This window comes from Stenotrophomonas sp. 169, assembly GCF_014621775.1.
In the GTDB taxonomy this organism is placed as follows: Bacteria; Pseudomonadota; Gammaproteobacteria; order Xanthomonadales; family Xanthomonadaceae; genus Stenotrophomonas.
This window is the reverse complement of the sequence record NZ_CP061204.1, coordinates 4,030,784-4,046,092: the sequence shown is the minus strand read 5'-3', so window position 1 is coordinate 4,046,092 and position 15,309 is coordinate 4,030,784. Positions and strand designations below refer to the sequence as shown.

13 protein-coding genes are annotated in these 15,309 nt (G+C 65.4%); 9 read left to right on the top strand and 4 right to left on the bottom strand.

Annotation, left to right across the window (positions count from 1 at the left end; all coding sequences use genetic code 11):
- Positions 1–83 precede the first annotated feature (83 nt).
- Positions 84–947, top strand: coding sequence for a hypothetical protein (locus ICJ04_RS17705; RefSeq protein ID WP_188325463.1), 864 nt, complete (start codon positions 84–86; stop codon positions 945–947).
- 24 nt (positions 948–971) lie between these two features.
- On the opposite strand, the gene ICJ04_RS17700 is transcribed toward ICJ04_RS17705, so the two are convergent.
- The 3 genes from ICJ04_RS17700 to acs all read right to left on the bottom strand — a co-directional run bounded on the left by ICJ04_RS17700 (position 972) and on the right by acs (position 4,577).
- On the bottom strand, positions 972–1,547 hold the full coding sequence (locus ICJ04_RS17700) for a manganese efflux pump MntP family protein (protein ID WP_188325462.1): 576 nt from the start codon (positions 1,545–1,547) through the stop codon (positions 972–974).
- A 337-nt stretch (positions 1,548–1,884) separates the two neighbouring features.
- Positions 1,885–2,550 carry a response regulator transcription factor gene (locus ICJ04_RS17695; protein WP_188325461.1) on the bottom strand — a complete coding sequence of 222 codons (666 nt, stop codon included), beginning with the start codon at positions 2,548–2,550 and terminating at the stop codon, positions 1,885–1,887.
- Positions 2,551–2,633: 83 nt separating this feature from the next.
- Positions 2,634–4,577, bottom strand: coding sequence for an acetate--CoA ligase (gene acs, locus ICJ04_RS17690; RefSeq protein WP_188325460.1), 1,944 nt, complete (start codon positions 4,575–4,577; stop codon positions 2,634–2,636).
- Between the two features lie 282 nt (positions 4,578–4,859).
- Between acs and ICJ04_RS17685 the strand changes: the two genes are divergently transcribed.
- From ICJ04_RS17685 to ICJ04_RS17660, 6 genes are all read left to right on the top strand, one after another.
- Complete coding sequence (locus ICJ04_RS17685; protein ID WP_188325459.1) at positions 4,860–6,281, top strand: DcaP family trimeric outer membrane transporter; 1,422 nt, start codon at positions 4,860–4,862, stop codon at positions 6,279–6,281.
- A 58-nt stretch (positions 6,282–6,339) separates the two neighbouring features.
- The gene (locus tag ICJ04_RS17680) at positions 6,340–7,995 is read left to right on the top strand and encodes an MFS transporter (RefSeq protein WP_188325458.1); all 1,656 of its coding nucleotides are present in this window, start codon (positions 6,340–6,342) and stop codon (positions 7,993–7,995) included.
- Between the two features lie 43 nt (positions 7,996–8,038).
- A complete protein-coding gene (locus ICJ04_RS17675; RefSeq protein ID WP_188325457.1) occupies positions 8,039–9,550 on the top strand; it encodes a hypothetical protein in 1,512 nt (503 codons plus the stop codon).
- An 83-nt stretch (positions 9,551–9,633) separates the two neighbouring features.
- Positions 9,634–9,951, top strand: coding sequence for a DUF4156 domain-containing protein (locus ICJ04_RS17670; RefSeq protein ID WP_188325456.1), 318 nt, complete (start codon positions 9,634–9,636; stop codon positions 9,949–9,951).
- A 98-nt stretch (positions 9,952–10,049) separates the two neighbouring features.
- On the top strand, positions 10,050–11,066 hold the full coding sequence (locus ICJ04_RS17665; RefSeq protein ID WP_188325455.1) for a 3-oxoacyl-ACP synthase III: 1,017 nt from the start codon (positions 10,050–10,052) through the stop codon (positions 11,064–11,066).
- A 62-nt stretch (positions 11,067–11,128) separates the two neighbouring features.
- Entirely contained in the window at positions 11,129–12,022 is an 894-nt protein-coding gene (locus tag ICJ04_RS17660; RefSeq protein ID WP_188325454.1) for an alpha/beta fold hydrolase, read from the top strand.
- A 64-nt stretch (positions 12,023–12,086) separates the two neighbouring features.
- Here the strand turns inward: ICJ04_RS17660 and ICJ04_RS17655 are convergent, their stop codons facing one another.
- Complete coding sequence (locus ICJ04_RS17655) at positions 12,087–12,503, bottom strand: YkgJ family cysteine cluster protein (protein ID WP_188325453.1); 417 nt, start codon at positions 12,501–12,503, stop codon at positions 12,087–12,089.
- A 104-nt stretch (positions 12,504–12,607) separates the two neighbouring features.
- On the opposite strand from ICJ04_RS17655, the gene oleC reads away from it, so the two are divergent.
- Both oleC and oleD read left to right on the top strand, forming a co-directional pair.
- Positions 12,608–14,266: an olefin beta-lactone synthetase gene (gene oleC, locus ICJ04_RS17650; protein WP_188325452.1), complete on the top strand. Its 1,659-nt coding sequence runs from the start codon at positions 12,608–12,610 to the stop codon at positions 14,264–14,266.
- Complete coding sequence (oleD, locus tag ICJ04_RS17645) at positions 14,263–15,270, top strand: 2-alkyl-3-oxoalkanoate reductase (protein WP_188325451.1); 1,008 nt, start codon at positions 14,263–14,265, stop codon at positions 15,268–15,270. Before oleC ends, oleD begins: the two co-directional genes overlap by 4 nt.
- Positions 15,271–15,309: the final 39 nt, after the last annotated feature.

Here is a 15,309-nt window from a genome sequence, read left to right as displayed (position 1 = left end):
GTTCGACGCGATGCGCGCTGGCTGGTGGCGGGCGCTGTGCCGGCACGGTATCCAGAGCATCCCCTCCCCGCAGGTGATGCTTCATGCTGACTGTTCCTCCTGTTTCCCACGCTGTCCCGTCTGTCGCGCTGGGGCGCGTCCGCGACGCCGGTTGCGCGCTGGGGAGCGCACTGCACGTGGTGCTCAACCTGCCGGTCCAATCGCCTGCAGCGCCGGTGCTGGCGGCCACCGTCGGGGGTGCGCTGGGTGCTGGCATGTCATGGATGTGCCACGGCAGCGCCCGGCTGGTGGGCGATGCCGTGGTGGGGGCGGCGATGGGCGCGATATCCCATCAGTTCTCACTGGACCAGGCGACCATCGAGGCCAGCCAGCAGCATCAGTGGCAAACGCTGAACCGCTACCCGAAGATGCGCGCATGGTTGCAGCGCGAACGCATCACCGCCTCCGACGACAAGCGGTTGCGGCATGTCTATACGTGCATCGAAGTCCTGGCAGCGCAGATGACGGCTCACTTCAGCGCCTACTGCGCCGAGCGCGTCCTGCACTGTGATGACGAGGCGCTTGAACGCATCGCCGACTTCTGCCGTGCCGAGTGCATCGGACATGGCCCGCTGCTGTTCCTGCAGCCGGAGCGCGGCCGGTACTACATTGCGGCGGTCGACTGTATCTCACGTGACGTGATGGAGGACGTCCTCAGGCGGCATGTCTCGCCGGAGCCATTGTTCAATGAGCACCGCTGTACGTACATCAGCGGCCCGCTGCGTAGAGCAGGCGCGGCCGTGCCGGTCGACCTGGACCCGCACGCGGCCGGATCAGAGGGCGTTGAGGCAGCTGACACCCCGCACCACCGGACCCTGGCCGACTGCTACCAGCCCTCGACCGAGCCGCCGGTCACCGTCCGCCGGCGCTGCACCAACCGTGACCGACCCGGGCGATGGTGGGAGTGAGGCGACGCCGTACCGAGTGCCGCGTCATGCCGCCCCGCTCAGGTGCTCGTACAGAATCGTGCTGCCGATGATCATCAGGATCACGCCACCAATGATCTCCGCACGCTTGCCGATCAGGCTGCCCAGCACCCGGCCGAGCATGATGCCTGCGGTGACCATGGTCAGCGTGCACAGGCCGATGACCAGTGCCATGACACCGATATGCACATCCATGAAGGCAAGCCCGATGCCGACCGCCATCGCGTCGATGCTGGTGGCAAAACCGGTCACGGCCAGATGCCAGAATCCTTGGTGGCGCGAGGGATCTTCGTCTTCGGACTCGTCTTCGGGCCGCAGGCCGGCCACGACCATGTGCAGACCGAGCGCAGACAGCAGGCCGAACGCGATCCAGTGGTCATAGGCCTCCACGTATTCCAGCGCGACGCGGCCGATCAGCCAGCCGATCACCGGGGTGATGGCTTCGATGACGCCAAAGATCAGGCCCGCACGCAGTGCATCGCGGAACACCGGTTTGCGCATGGCGGCGCCCTTGCCGATGGCGGCGGCGAAGGCATCGGTGGACATGGCGAAGCCGATCAGGAGGATCGAAAGAGGGGACATGAGGTTCACGACAGGTCGGGCGAAGACGGACGCACGGCCCGCGCTCGCGCCCAACCTGTCGTTGCGCACGCGGACCGCTGGTCTCGCCAACCATGATGGTTGCCCGCACCACGGCGCACTGGCCGAGCATGTTGATACGGGCGTTTCCTGCAGCAGGAAACCGGCTACTCCCCAAGGGGACGCGAAGCTTAGCACTGGTGCTGCAGCAGTAGGCGTCAGTGGGTGATTGCGCAGGTAAAGCTGGGTTTCATAGCTGCGGCTATATTGCGCAGCGGGACGCGGCATCACGGTAGCGCCGAGCCACGCTCGGCGAGCGCAGCGGCCGCTCCTCAACCGCTCACTCTTCTTCCGGCGGCAACACGATCTGCTGGTCATCGATGGCCAGCTTGCCTGCCATCAACACCGCCTGGGTCCGGTTGGTGACGCCCAGCTTGCGCAGGATGGCGGTGACATGCGCCTTGATCGTGGCTTCAGAGACCGTGAGGTCATAGGCGATCTGCTTGTTCAGCCGTCCGGCTCCCAACATCTGCAGCACGCGGAACTGCTGAGGGGTCAGCTCGCGCAGGCGCTGGCCGACTTCGCGCTCTTCGCGTCCGGTGGGCGGCACGTTATGCGCTTCCGGCGGCGCCCAGGTTTCGCCGTCCAGGATCATCCCCAGCGCATGGCCGATGGTGTCCGAATCTGCGGATTTGGGAATGAAACCGAATGCGCCGTGGTCCAGTGCGCGCCGCATCACGGTGGGTTCCTCTCGTGCCGACACCACCACCACGGGCAGGTGCGGGTGCAGTGACCGCATATGCACCAGCGCGTTGAAACCCTGCGCGCCGGGCATGTTGAGGTCCATCAGGACCAGGTCGGCATCGTTGTGCTGGTCGGCCAAGGCATACAGGGCTTCCACGCTGTCGGCCTCGAACAGTTGTACGCCGGGAATGACACGCTGCACGGCGCCGCGCAGTGCTTCGCGGAACAGCGGATGGTCATCGGCAATCAAAAGGGTGGTCATGGCGTCAGCTTAGGGAAAATCAGGAGGGCGGAAGGAGGCAGATCCGTGTCGTGCAGCGAAACCGAGCTGCCCCCCGCTGGCCGTTACTTCACTTTGCGTTCGTCGACCAGCGAGGCCACCACGGATGGATCGGCCAGGGTAGACGTGTCGCCGAGCTGGTCCGGCGCATTCTCCGCGATCTTGCGCAGGATGCGGCGCATGATCTTGCCCGAGCGTGTCTTCGGCAGTCCCGGCGCCCACTGCAGGTGGTCAGGCGTGGCGATTGGACCAATCTCCTTGCGTACCCATGCCACCAGCTCCTTATGCAGTTCGTCGCTGGGGGCCTCGTCGGCGATCAGGGTGACATAGGCATAGATGCCTTGGCCCTTGACGTCATGCGGGAAGCCGACAACTGCGGCTTCGGCCACCTTCGGATGGGATACCAGTGCACTTTCCACCTCGGCCGTGCCGATGCGATGGCCGGAGACGTTGATGACATCGTCTACCCGCCCGGTGATCCAGTAATACCCATCCTCATCGCGGCGACAGCCGTCACCGGTGAAGTAGGCGCCCGGATAGGTGCGGAAGTAGGTGTCGATGAAGCGCTGGTCGTCGCCGTAGACCGTACGCATCTGGCCCGGCCACGAATCACGGATGATCAGGTTGCCCTCGGTGGCGCCGTCCTTGATCTCGCCATCGGCATTGACCAGCGCCGGCTGGATGCCGAAGAACGGCACCGTGGCCGAACCAGGCTTGAGGTCCACTGCGCCCGGCAGGGGGGAAATCAGGATGCCGCCGGTTTCGGTCTGCCACCACGTATCGACGATCGGGCAGCGGCTGTCGCCCACCACCTCGTAGTACCAGCGCCAGGCTTCCGGGTTGATCGGCTCGCCGACGCTGCCAAGCAGCCGCAGCGAGGCACGCGAGGTCTTCTTGACCGGCTCTTCGCCCTCGCGCATCAAGGCGCGGATGGCGGTGGGCGCGGTGTAGAAGATGCTCACCTTGTGCTTGTCGATCACTTCCCAGAACCGCGAGGTGCTGGGGAAGTTCGGCACGCCTTCGAACATCAGCGACGTCGCGCCGTTGGCCAGTGGCCCGTAGACGATGTAGCTGTGGCCGGTGACCCAGCCTACGTCGGCGGTGCACCAGTAGATGTCGTCCTCGCGCAGATCGAACACCGCCTCGTGCGTATAGGCCGCATACAGCAGGTAGCCGCCGGTGGTATGCAGCACGCCCTTCGGCTTGCCGGTAGAGCCGGACGTGTAGAGGATGAACAACGGATCCTCGGCGTTCATGCGTTCCGGCTCGCACTCGGCTGGCTGGCTGTCCACCACATCATGGAACCAGCGGTCGCGCGGCGCCTGCATGTCCACCACGCCACCGGTGTGGCGTACCACCAGCACGGTTTCCACGGTGTTGGTGCCGGGCAGCTTCAGGGCTGCATCGACGTTCGCCTTCAGCGGAATCTTCTTGCCACCGCGCAGACCCTCGTCAGCGGTGATGATCAACTTGCTGGCGCAGTCGCTTACGCGATCGGCAATGGAATTGGGCGCGAACCCACCAAATACCACCGAGTGGATGGCGCCGATGCGCGCGCAGGCCAGCATCGCGACGGCCGCGTCGACGATCATCGGCAGGTAGATGGTGACGCGGTCGCCTTTCTTGACGCCGAGGTTGCGCAGCGCATTGCCAAGGCGGCAGGTGCGCTCGTACAGCTCGCGGTAGGTGACATGCTGCGCCGGCGCATCCGGGCTGTCGGGCTCGAACAGCAACGCGGTCTTGTCACCGCGCGTGGCGAGCTGGCGGTCCAGGCAGTTCACGCTGGCGTTGAGCTCGCCATCCTCGAACCACTTGATGTGGAAGTCGGCCAGGTCGTAGCTGACGTTCTTGATGATCGTGGGCTGCTTGAACCAGTCCAGGCGCCGCGCGGCCGCGCCCCAGAACGCGTCGGGGTCATCGACCGACGTCTGGTACTGCTGCTGGTAAGTGGTCTTGTTGATCCGCGACTTTTCGGCGAACTGCGGATCGACGGGATAGAGATCAACCATGGCACCCTCACTTGCACGTGGACTTTTATGTGCAGTTGCAGCATGCGCGGCAACCGTTGACACCCAGTTTGCCCCATCCATCCCCAGCCGCGACACCGTACCCCTTAGACCATGGTCGAAACCTGCAGGCCGGCAAGGGTGCACTGGGCTGCTCCGGGGACGGCCGTCATCGGGCAGGTACGACTAATGGCCAATAGCGGCGGTGCGTCAAGCGGACGCACCCTCGGCTTCGACCGTGCCCCACGCGCGTCTTTCGATTTGCCACTTGGGAGAGAGGGCAACATGAATCACCGTACGTTGAAGACGCTGCGCAAGCCGTTGGCTGCCTGCATGCTGGTTGCGCTGGCGGCACCGGGCATGGCGTTCGCGGAAACCGCGAGAGAGAAAGCACTGGAAGCACGCGTGGGCGAGCTCGAGCGCCAGGTGCAGTTGCTGCTGTCATCGCAGCAACAGCAGCAGACCCAGCTCAGCCAGACCCAGCAGGCCGTCACCGAGGTAAGGACGGTGCAGGCCGAGCAGAAGCCGGTCGTGCCGGCAGGCAAACAGCCGATCCAGGTCACTACCATCACCCCTGGCGCGGCACCGGGCACCACGGTCAAGATCGGTGGCTTCATCAAGGCTGATTTCATGGCCACCCAGACCGGTGATGGCCAACTGGCCGACGATGCCACCGGCCGTGCGCTGTACCTGCCGGGCCAGACCCCGGTGGCCGGTGCGGGCGGCAGCGGCGAGCGTTCGGACGTGGATTTCAATGCCCACGCCAAGTTCTCGCGCTTCAACCTGGGCATCGACAACGTCAGCGCGTCCGGTGACAAGGCCGGCGCGTTCTTCGAGATGGATTTCTTCGGCAATTCGCTGGGCAACCAGACGGCCACCAATACCTACGGCGTGACCCTGCGCCACGCGTACATGTACTGGAACAAGTGGACCGCAGGCCAGACCTGGACCAACTTCATGGATGCCGCCTCGATTCCCGAGGCCGCCGACTTCGTCGGTCCGACCGACGGTGTGGTGTTCGTCCGCCAGGCACAGATCCGCTATACCACCGGCGGCTTGAGCGTGGCACTGGAAAATCCGGAGACGACCACGCTCACCGGCGTGCGCAATCCGGTCACCGGGGCGTGGACCAACGCCAGTGCCAACTCTGATCGCGGCAGCCTGCCCGACCTGACCGTGCGCTACGGCTGGAAGGGTGACTGGGGTACCTTCGGCGTGGCCGGCCTGGTGCGCCAGTTGAAGGTGGACAACCAGACCACCGGTGCGGACGCGGACAAGATCGCCGGCGGCCTGACCCTGGGCGGCAAGTGGGTGATGGCCGACACCGATACGCTGCACTACCAGCTGACCGGGGGCGAGGGCATTTCGCGTTACATCGGCCTGGGCATCACCGCCGATACCGCTTACGACGTCGCCCGCGACGAGTTGGCGACGACGGGCGTATTGGCTGGCTATGTCGGCTGGCGCCATGCCTTCACCCCGAAGCTGCGCACCAACTTGATCTATGCGCGCAGCGACTATGACAACGACGGCACGCTCGGCCCACTGGTCACCAAGAGCGTGCAGAGCATCCGCGGCAACGTGTTCTACACGCCGATGCCCAAGGTCGATATCGGTGCGGAGTACATGTACGGCGTGCGCGAGATCGAAGATGGTCGCAAGGGCGACATCAACCGCGTGCAGTTCACCACCAAATACAGTTTCTAACGCGGGTGCCGGCTGACGCCGGCACCACAGTCATCCTGCTTCGGAGGGGAAGCGTCTCATGTCGACAACACCTGGTACCGCGCCTGTGTCACTGACGCACGGCCACAAGAAAGTCATCTTTGCATCGAGCCTCGGCACGGTGTTCGAGTGGTACGACTTTTTCCTGTACGGCTCACTCGCCGCCATCATCGCCAAGCAGTTCTTCAGCGGTGTCAATGAAACCACGGGCATGATCTTCGCCCTGCTTGCCTTCGCGGCGGGCTTCTTCGTGCGTCCGTTCGGTGCGGCCTTCTTCGGCAGCCTCGGTGACCGCATCGGCCGCAAGTACACCTTCCTGGTCACGATCCTGATCATGGGCATCTCGACCTTCCTGGTCGGTGTGCTGCCCAACTACGCCTCCATCGGCTTTGCCGCACCGGTGATCCTGATCATCCTGCGTCTGGCGCAGGGCCTGGCAATGGGCGGCGAGTACGGTGGCGCGGCGACCTACGTGGCCGAGCATGCACCGGCGGACAAGCGCGGCCTGTACACCAGCTTCATCCAGTGCACCGCGACGCTGGGCCTGTTCATGTCGCTGCTGATCATCCTTGCCTGCCGCTATTTCCTGGGCAACGAGGCGTTCGAAGACTGGGGCTGGCGCATCCCGTTCCTGGTGTCGATCGTCCTGCTGGGCATTTCGGTGTGGATCCGCCTGCAACTGAGTGAGTCGCCGCTGTTCCAGCAGATGAAGGCCGAAGGCAAGGGCTCCAAGACGCCATTCCGCGACAGCCTGAAAGACGGCAACCTGAAGCTGATGCTGCTGGTGCTGCTGGGTGCTGCCGCCGGCCAGGCCGTGGTGTGGTACGGCGGGCAGTTCTACGCGCTGTTCTTCCTCAGCAGCATGCTGAAGGTCGATCCGACCACCTCGTACCTGTTGATCGCTGCCGCGCTGGCGCTGGGCGTGCCGTTCTTCATCTTCTTCGGCTGGCTGTCCGATCGCATCGGCCGCAAGTGGATCATCCTGACCGGCTGCCTGCTGGCCGCCATCACCTATATCCCGGTGTTCAAGGGCCTGACCCACTTCGCCAATCCGGCCATTGAAGAAGCACGCACCAACTCGCCGGCGCTGGTCGTGGCCGATCCGAACACCTGCTCGTTCCAGTTCGATCCGGTGGGCCTGCGCAAGTTCACCAGCTCGTGCGACGTGGCAACGGCCGCGCTGACCAAGGCCGGTGTGCCGTATGACGTGCAGCCGGCACCGGCGGGCTCGCTGGCGGTGGTCAACGTCGGCACGGCGAAGGTAAGTTCCTACGAGTCCGCCGGCCTGGCCAAGGACGAGGGCAAGGCCAAGGGCGATGCGTTCGGTACCGAGCTGAAGGCCGCGCTGGTCGAAGCCGGTTACCCGGCCAAGGCGGACAATGCGCGCATCAACATCCCCGGCACGATCTTCATGCTGTGGATATTGGTGCTGTACGTGACCATGGTGTACGGCCCGATCGCCGCCTACCTGGTGGAACTGTTCCCCACCCGCATCCGCTACACCTCGATGTCGCTGCCGTACCACATCGGCAATGGCTGGTTCGGCGGCTTCCTGCCGGCGATCTCCTTCGCGCTGGTGGCCGGCACGGGCAACCTCTACTACGGCTTGTGGTATCCGATCGCCATCGCGTTGATGACGGTCGTCATCGGTGGCCTGTTCCTGCGCGATACGAAGAACGTGGATATCACCAAATAACGGTGATCGACATAGCGTGAGCAGAAGGGCCGCGGCGAAATCCGTGGCCCTTCTGCTTTCCGCCGTTGGGAATGCCGCCTTCTCGTGTCGGACTTCTGGACGACCGATTGCTTCTCTGACCGATCGCTCAGTCATCCAACGCAACGGATGCTGGAATGCGGCTCCTGCACCCAATCGTGAGCAAGAGAGGATGTCCATCATGGAACGTGCCGCGCGTTGTTCATCCCGGTGCCGGACCGCTGCGGGTTTCCTGCTGGCGGTCCATGCGTCGATGTCGACCTGCATCGCGCTGGCCGCAGCGCCTGCGTTGCCATCGTCCGTCCGCCACAGCACCGCGGTGGCGGATCTGCAACGCTGGTACGGCGATACGGTGGATGACTGCGGCGGTGCTGGGATGCCTGCCTATCGATGCAGCGGCATCCTGCTGCGCGCTACCCGGACCGCAGCAGGCTTCCAGCCGTGGGAGCCCAGTGACCAGCAGACCGCCAAGGGCAGCATCGCCTTTTCCTGGCTGCGCCAGGATGATGGGTTTGGCCGTCCGTATGGCAGGCAGAACGGATTCATTCTCTATCCGAACCATGAAGTCCCGCGCGGCCAGCTTGGCACGCTGCAGATACTGTGCAGTTTCCCCATCACCGCCAACACGAACAGTCGCCCAACCCTTCAGGGGTGTGGCCCCATGGCGGCACATGAGCACTCCACCGACACGTGCCAGAGGCTGGGCGTCACCACCGCCACGCAGTGGCTGGACCGATATGCCGGCGCCAAGGAATACCAGGTGTGTGGCTGGGATCTTCGTCATGGCCGTGCCGAGGACTCGGCGCGATGGTTCAAGCTGGCGGCCGAGGCACACCAGGGGCTGCCCGATGCGCGCTGGTCCATCAACAATGAAGTTCTTGTATCGGCCTGGCCGAAAGGCAGTGGCGGTCGGCTCCCGCTGCACTCGTTTTTCCGCGTGCAGGGAGTGCGCGAGGCGCTGGTCAAAGCCCAGCATGATCAGATCCAGTATTTCCAGCGCCACGGCCGGGTGATACCCATCGTTCAGCTCGCTTTTCCAGCCAGCAAGCAGGAGCGGATGTCATTTTCCTACGATGTCCATGACCAGGCCGTCGGGCAGCCGGCGCAGCGGGGGTCAGTCGATTTCGAAGAGGTACCGGTGGGGCAACACACGCGAGTTACGGCGGGGGGCTTCCAGTTCGAGCTCAGCGGTGATCACGCCGCCGTCAGCGACCGCCCGCATCCTGCCAGCGGCGGGCTGATCTCGGGCAGGCATCTCAGCGTGGATTCGAGCGTCAGCATTGCCCTTGAAGGCGCGGGGCACCGTCGGGTGGCCTTCTCGTGGGGCTGTAACCGCCCCTGCTTCCTGCAGAAACTGATCTCCGACGAGCAGGTCATGCTGTTTGAGCAGGAAACGGGAGAGATGGGCTACGGGACCATGGAGTTCACCCTTGAAGGGCCTGAAGCGCTTGTGCTGGTCATCGGCAAGAAGAAAGACGACACCGCGTTGGTGCTGGACAACCTGCAGGTGCGGGAGCTGGCTCATCGCGCACGTTGACGCTGGACGGACACGGTCGGTCTCTGCCATCCCACGTTCAGCAGGTTCAGGCACAATCAGGGAAACCTTCTCTGGTAGACCCCATGCGCATCCTGCTGATCTCCGCCCTGTTGCTCGCCACCACTGCCTGCACCTGGGTGCCGATCGAGCCTGCCGGAACCAGCGTCCGGGTGCTGCCTGCAGGCGCGGTCCCCGCGGGCTGCGTGAACAAGGGCGAGGTGGCGGTCACCGTGAAGAACAAGGTCGGCTTCTACAACCGCAACCCCTTGCGGGTGCAGGAAGAGCTGGAAACGCTGGCGCGCAACGAAGCGCCGAGTGCCGGAGCCAATGCGCTGCAGGCCTCGGCCCCCCCTGCGGACGGCAGCCAGCGCTTCGCGGCCTACCAGTGCCCGCCGCGCTGAAAATCCCCTCGCGGACCAAGCTGAACCCGTAAAGGTGCGGACAGGCCAAGAGGGTTATAGAATGACGCCCCCTTTGCCTGAGCCTTGGCGCTAACTCGATGCTCTTCAAGAATGTCTCGATCGCCGGCCTGGCGCATGTCGACGCGCCCCACACGCTAACGACCAAGGAAATAAACGAACGCCTGCAGCCCACCCTGGACCGCCTCGGTATCCGTACCGACGTGCTGGGGGATGTGGCGGGCATCCATGCGCGCCGCCTGTGGGACGACGGCACGCTGGCCTCCGATGCGGCCACCATGGCGGCCCGCAAGGCGCTGGAGGACGCCAACATCGGCCCGGCCGATGTCGGCCTGGTGATCAACACCTCGGTCAGCCGCGACTACCTGGAACCGTCCACAGCCAGCATCGTGTCCGGCAACCTGGGCGTGGGCGAGGAGTGCGTGACCTTCGACGTCGCCAACGCCTGCCTGGCCTTCATCAACGGCATGGACATCGCCGCCCGCATGATCGAGCGCGGCGAGCTGAAATACGCGCTGGTTGTCGACGGCGAAACCGCGAACCTGGTGTATGAAAAGACGTTGGAGCGCATGACGGCGCCGGATGTCACTGCCGAAGATTTCCGCAACGAGCTGGCGGCGCTGACCACCGGCTCGGGTGCTGCGGCGATGGTGATGGCGCGCTCGGACCTGGTACCCGATGCCCCGCGCTACAAGGGCGGCGTCACCCGTTCGGCCACCGAGTGGAACCAGCTGTGCCTGGGTAACCTGGACCGCATGGTCACCGACACCCGCGTGCTGTTGATCGAGGGCATCAAGCTGGCGCAGAAGACGTTCGCTGCGGCGAAGATCGCGCTGGGCTGGGCGGTGGAGGAGCTGGACCAGTTCGTGATCCACCAGGTCAGCCAGCCGCATACCGCTGCGTTCATCAAGAACTTCGGCATTGACCCGAAGAAGGTGATGACCATCTTCGGTGAGCACGGCAACATCGGCCCGGCCTCGGTGCCGATCGTGCTGAGCAAGCTGAAGCAGTTGGGCAAGCTCAAGAAGGGCGACCGCATCGCGCTGCTCGGCATCGGCTCGGGGCTGAACTGCTCGATGGCTGAAGTGGTCTGGTGATCCGGTCCGTTCGATGAAACTCCAAGGGCCGGTCTATCCGGCCCTTTTCACAGGTGCACCCCATGCGCGATCTTCCGGGATATCCCGTTACGACCCACCGTTTCGACGTCCGCCCCGGCCTGTCGATGAACTACATCGACGAGGGCCCGCGCGATGGCGAGGTGGTCGTGATGGTCCATGGCAATCCGTCCTGGAGCTATTACTGGCGCACGCTGGTGGCCGGCCTGTCGGACCGGTACCGCTGCATCGTGCCGGATCACATCGGCATGGGCCTGTCCGACAAGCCGGCCGATGACCGCTACGACTACACCCTGCAGAGCCGCGTGGACGACCTCGATGCGCTGTTGGCGCACCTGGGCATCACCGGCCCGGTCACCCTGGCCGTGCATGACTGGGGCGGCATGATCGGCTTTGGCTGGGCGCTGTCCCACCATGCGCAGGTCAAGCGGCTGGTGGTGTTGAATACCGCCGCCTTCCCGATGCCGGCGGCGAAGAAGATGCCGTGGCAGATCGGCCTGGGCCGGCACTGGAAGGTGGGGGAATGGATCATCCGCACCTTCAATGCATTCTCGGCCGGCGCCTCGCGACTGGGGGTGGAGCGGAAGATGCCCGCCGATGTCCGCCGCGCTTACGTTGCCCCGTATGACAGTTGGGCGAACCGGATCAGCACCATCCGCTTCATGCAGGACATCCCGCTGTCACCGGCCGACAAGGCGTGGCCGTTGCTGGAGCGCTCCGGCAAGGCGCTGCCGTCCTTCGCGGACCGCCCGGCGTTCATCGGATGGGGACTGCGCGATTTCGTGTTCGATCATCATTTCCTGGAAACCTTCCAGGCGGCGCTGCCGCAGGCCGAGGTGCATGCGTTCAACGACGCAGGCCACTACGTGCTGGAAGACAAGCATGAAGTACTGGTACCGGCGATCCGCGCCTTCCTGGATGCCCATCCGCTGAGCTGAGCGGGGACGCGGAAAAACGGCCGCCGAGCAGGGCTCGGCGCGACCGGGCCGGTGAATCGTCGGCTCACGCCGCGATCGGGGCCTGTGGCGAGCCGTTGTCGTCCGGATGGTCGTCATTGCTGCCGGGCGCATCGCGCCAGCGCCAATCGGCGGGCGTCAGCGGGTCCAGGCCATAGGCGATGCGCGCCTTTTCGCACTGCGCACTGGGCTTGCCGTATTCCCACGAAGCATCCACCTCGCGGCACACGCTGGGCCGGTTGGGATGGATCGTGCAACGGGAATACACGCCGATCTGCGCATCCAGGGCGACGCAGCGCACCGGCGCGCTGTGGGTGCCGCGCATGCACAGGCGATGCGGGTCCAGCACCTCGGTCAGTGCGTTCGGCACGCCACCGGGCGTGACTTCGTCCGATTCCATCCAATGAAAGGCAACGCGGTATTGGGTGCAGCAGGCACCACAGGTCATGCAGGGGTGTTGCATGGGCAAGCCGCCCCAGGCGGCAGTCGCGTCGTTGAAAGAGAGTGCGGATTTTCCACGAAGCGGAGCGCCGTGCAAGAAATTCCGGACGCGGCGACAATGAACGGATGAACCGATCCTGCAATATTGCCGCCCGATTGCCCGAGTTGGCCCGTGAGCGGCCTGACCAGATCGCCATTCGTTGCCCCGGCCGACGCGGCCCGGGCAATGGCATGGCGTCTTACGACGTCACCCTCGATTACCGCCAACTGGACGCGCGCAGTGATGCGATGGCCGCCGGACTGGCCGCCTACGGCATCGGCCGCGGCGTGCGTGCGGTGGTGATGGTCCGGCCGTCGCCGGAGTTCTTCCTGTTGATGTTCGCGTTGTTCAAGATCGGCGCGGTGCCGGTGCTGGTGGATCCCGGCATCGACAAGCGCGCGCTGAAGCAGTGCCTGGACGAGGCGCAGCCGGACGCCTTCATCGGGATTCCGCTGGCCCATGTGGCGCGGCTTGCGCTGCGCTGGTCACCGTCGGCCAAGCGGCTGGTCACCGTGGGGCGCAAGCTGGGGTGGGGCGGCACCACGCTGGCTGCGCTGGAGCGGGCAGGAGCAGGCACGCCGCCCATGCTGGCCGATACCGATGGCGAGGACACGGCCGCGATCCTGTTCACCAGCGGCTCCACCGGGGTGCCCAAGGGCGTGGTCTACCGCCACCGCCACTTCGTCGGCCAGGTCGAGCTGCTGCGCTCGGCCTTCGGCATGGAGCCGGGTGGCGTGGACCTGCCCACGTTCCCGCCGTTCGCCCTGTTCGACCCCGCACTGGGCCTGACCTCGGTGATCCCGGACATGGATCCGACCCGACCGGCGTCGGCAGACCCCCGCCGCCTGCACGATGCGATCAAGCGCCACGGCGTGACCCAGCTGTTTGGCTCGCCCGCCTTGATGCGGGTGCTGGCCGATCATGGACAGCCCCTGCCGGGCGTCAAGCGGGTGACGTCGGCCGGTGCGCCGGTGCCGCCGGACGTGGTGGCGACGATCCGCCGCCTGTTGCCGCCGGATGCCCAGTTCTGGACGCCCTACGGGGCTACCGAGTGCCTGCCGGTGGCGGTGATCGAAGGCCGCGCGCTGGAAGACACCCGTGCCGCGACCGAGGCCGGGGCCGGCACCTGCGTGGGTAGTGTGGTGGCGCCAAACGAGGTGCGCATCATCGCCATCGACGATGCCGCGCTGCCGGACTGGAGCCGGGCACGGGTGATGCCGGTCGGCGAGATCGGCGAAATCACCGTGGCCGGACCCACCGCCACGGACAGTTATTTCAACCGCCCGCAGGCGACGGCGGCCGCCAAGATCAGCGAGACGCTGGCCGACGGTCATCTGCGCGTGGTGCATCGCATGGGCGATGTCGGCTATTTCGATGCACAGGGCCAGTTGTGGTTCTGCGGCCGCAAGACCCAGCGCGTGGAGACGGCACGCGGACCGCTCTACACCGAGCAGATCGAGCCGGTGTTCAACACCGTCCCGGGCGTTGCACGCAGCGCGCTGGTCGGCGTCGGTACACCGGGTCAGCAGGTGCCGGTGCTGTGCATCGAGCTTGCACGTGGGCAGTCGAGCTCGCCCGCACTGGTCGACGCGCTGCGGGCCAAGGCTGCGGTCTGCGTGCCTGACGCTGGCCTGCGGCACTATCTCGTCCATCCCGGTTTCCCGGTGGACATCCGCCACAATGCCAAGATCGGCCGCGAGAAGCTGGCGATCTGGGCTGCCGCCGAGCTGGAGAAAAAAGCATGAGGGTCCTTGTCACCGGCGGCGGCGGCTTCCTCGGCCAGGCACTCTGTGCCGGGTTGGCCGAGCGAGGCCATCAGGTGCTCAGTTTCAACCGGGGCCACTACCCGGCGCTGCAGGCGATGGGCGTGGGCCAGATCCAGGGCGACCTGGCCGATGCGCAGGCGGTGCTGCATGCCGTGGCCGGCATGGACGCGGTGCTGCACAACGCGGCCAAAGCGGGCGCCTGGGGCAGCTACGAGAGCTATCACCAGGCCAACGTGGTCGGCACCGACAACGTCCTCGCGGCCTGCCGCGCGCAGGGCGTGCACAAGCTCGTCTATACCTCCACGCCGAGTGTGACCCACCGCGCCACGCATCCGGTGGAGGGTCTGGGTGCGGACGAAGTGCCCTATGGCGAGGACTTCCAGGCCCCGTACGCCGCGACCAAGGCGATTGCCGAGCAGCGCGTGCTGGCGGCCAACGATGCAACGCTCGCCACCGTCGCGCTGCGTCCGCGCCTGATCTGGGGGCCGGGCGATCTGCAACTGGTACCGCGGCTGGCCCAGCGCGCCCGTGCCGGCCGCCTGCGGCTGGTGGGGGATGGCAGCAACAAGGTCGACACGACCTACATCGACAATGCAGCGCTTGCCCATTTCCTTGCGCTGGATGCGCTGGCGCCGGGAGCGGCCTGTGCGGGCAAGGCGTACTTCATCTCCAACGGCGAACCGCTGCCGATGCGTGAGCTGCTCAACAAGCTGCTGGGTGCAGTGGGGGCCCCGCCCGTGCACCGGACGATCAGCTTCAAGACGGCGTATCGCATCGGCGCGATCTGCGAGCGGTTGTGGCCGCTGTTGCGCTTGCCCGGCGAGCCGCCGCTCACCCGTTTCCTTGCCGAACAGCTGTGTACGCCGCACTGGTACAGCATGGAACCGGCACGCCGCGACTTCGGCTACATACCGATCGTGAGCATTGACGAAGGACTCACGCGACTGAAGGCTTCATCAAAAGGCGATTTTTCCATCACTTGATGAACACCGGCGACGCGGGAGGATGGACCCCAACGCCAC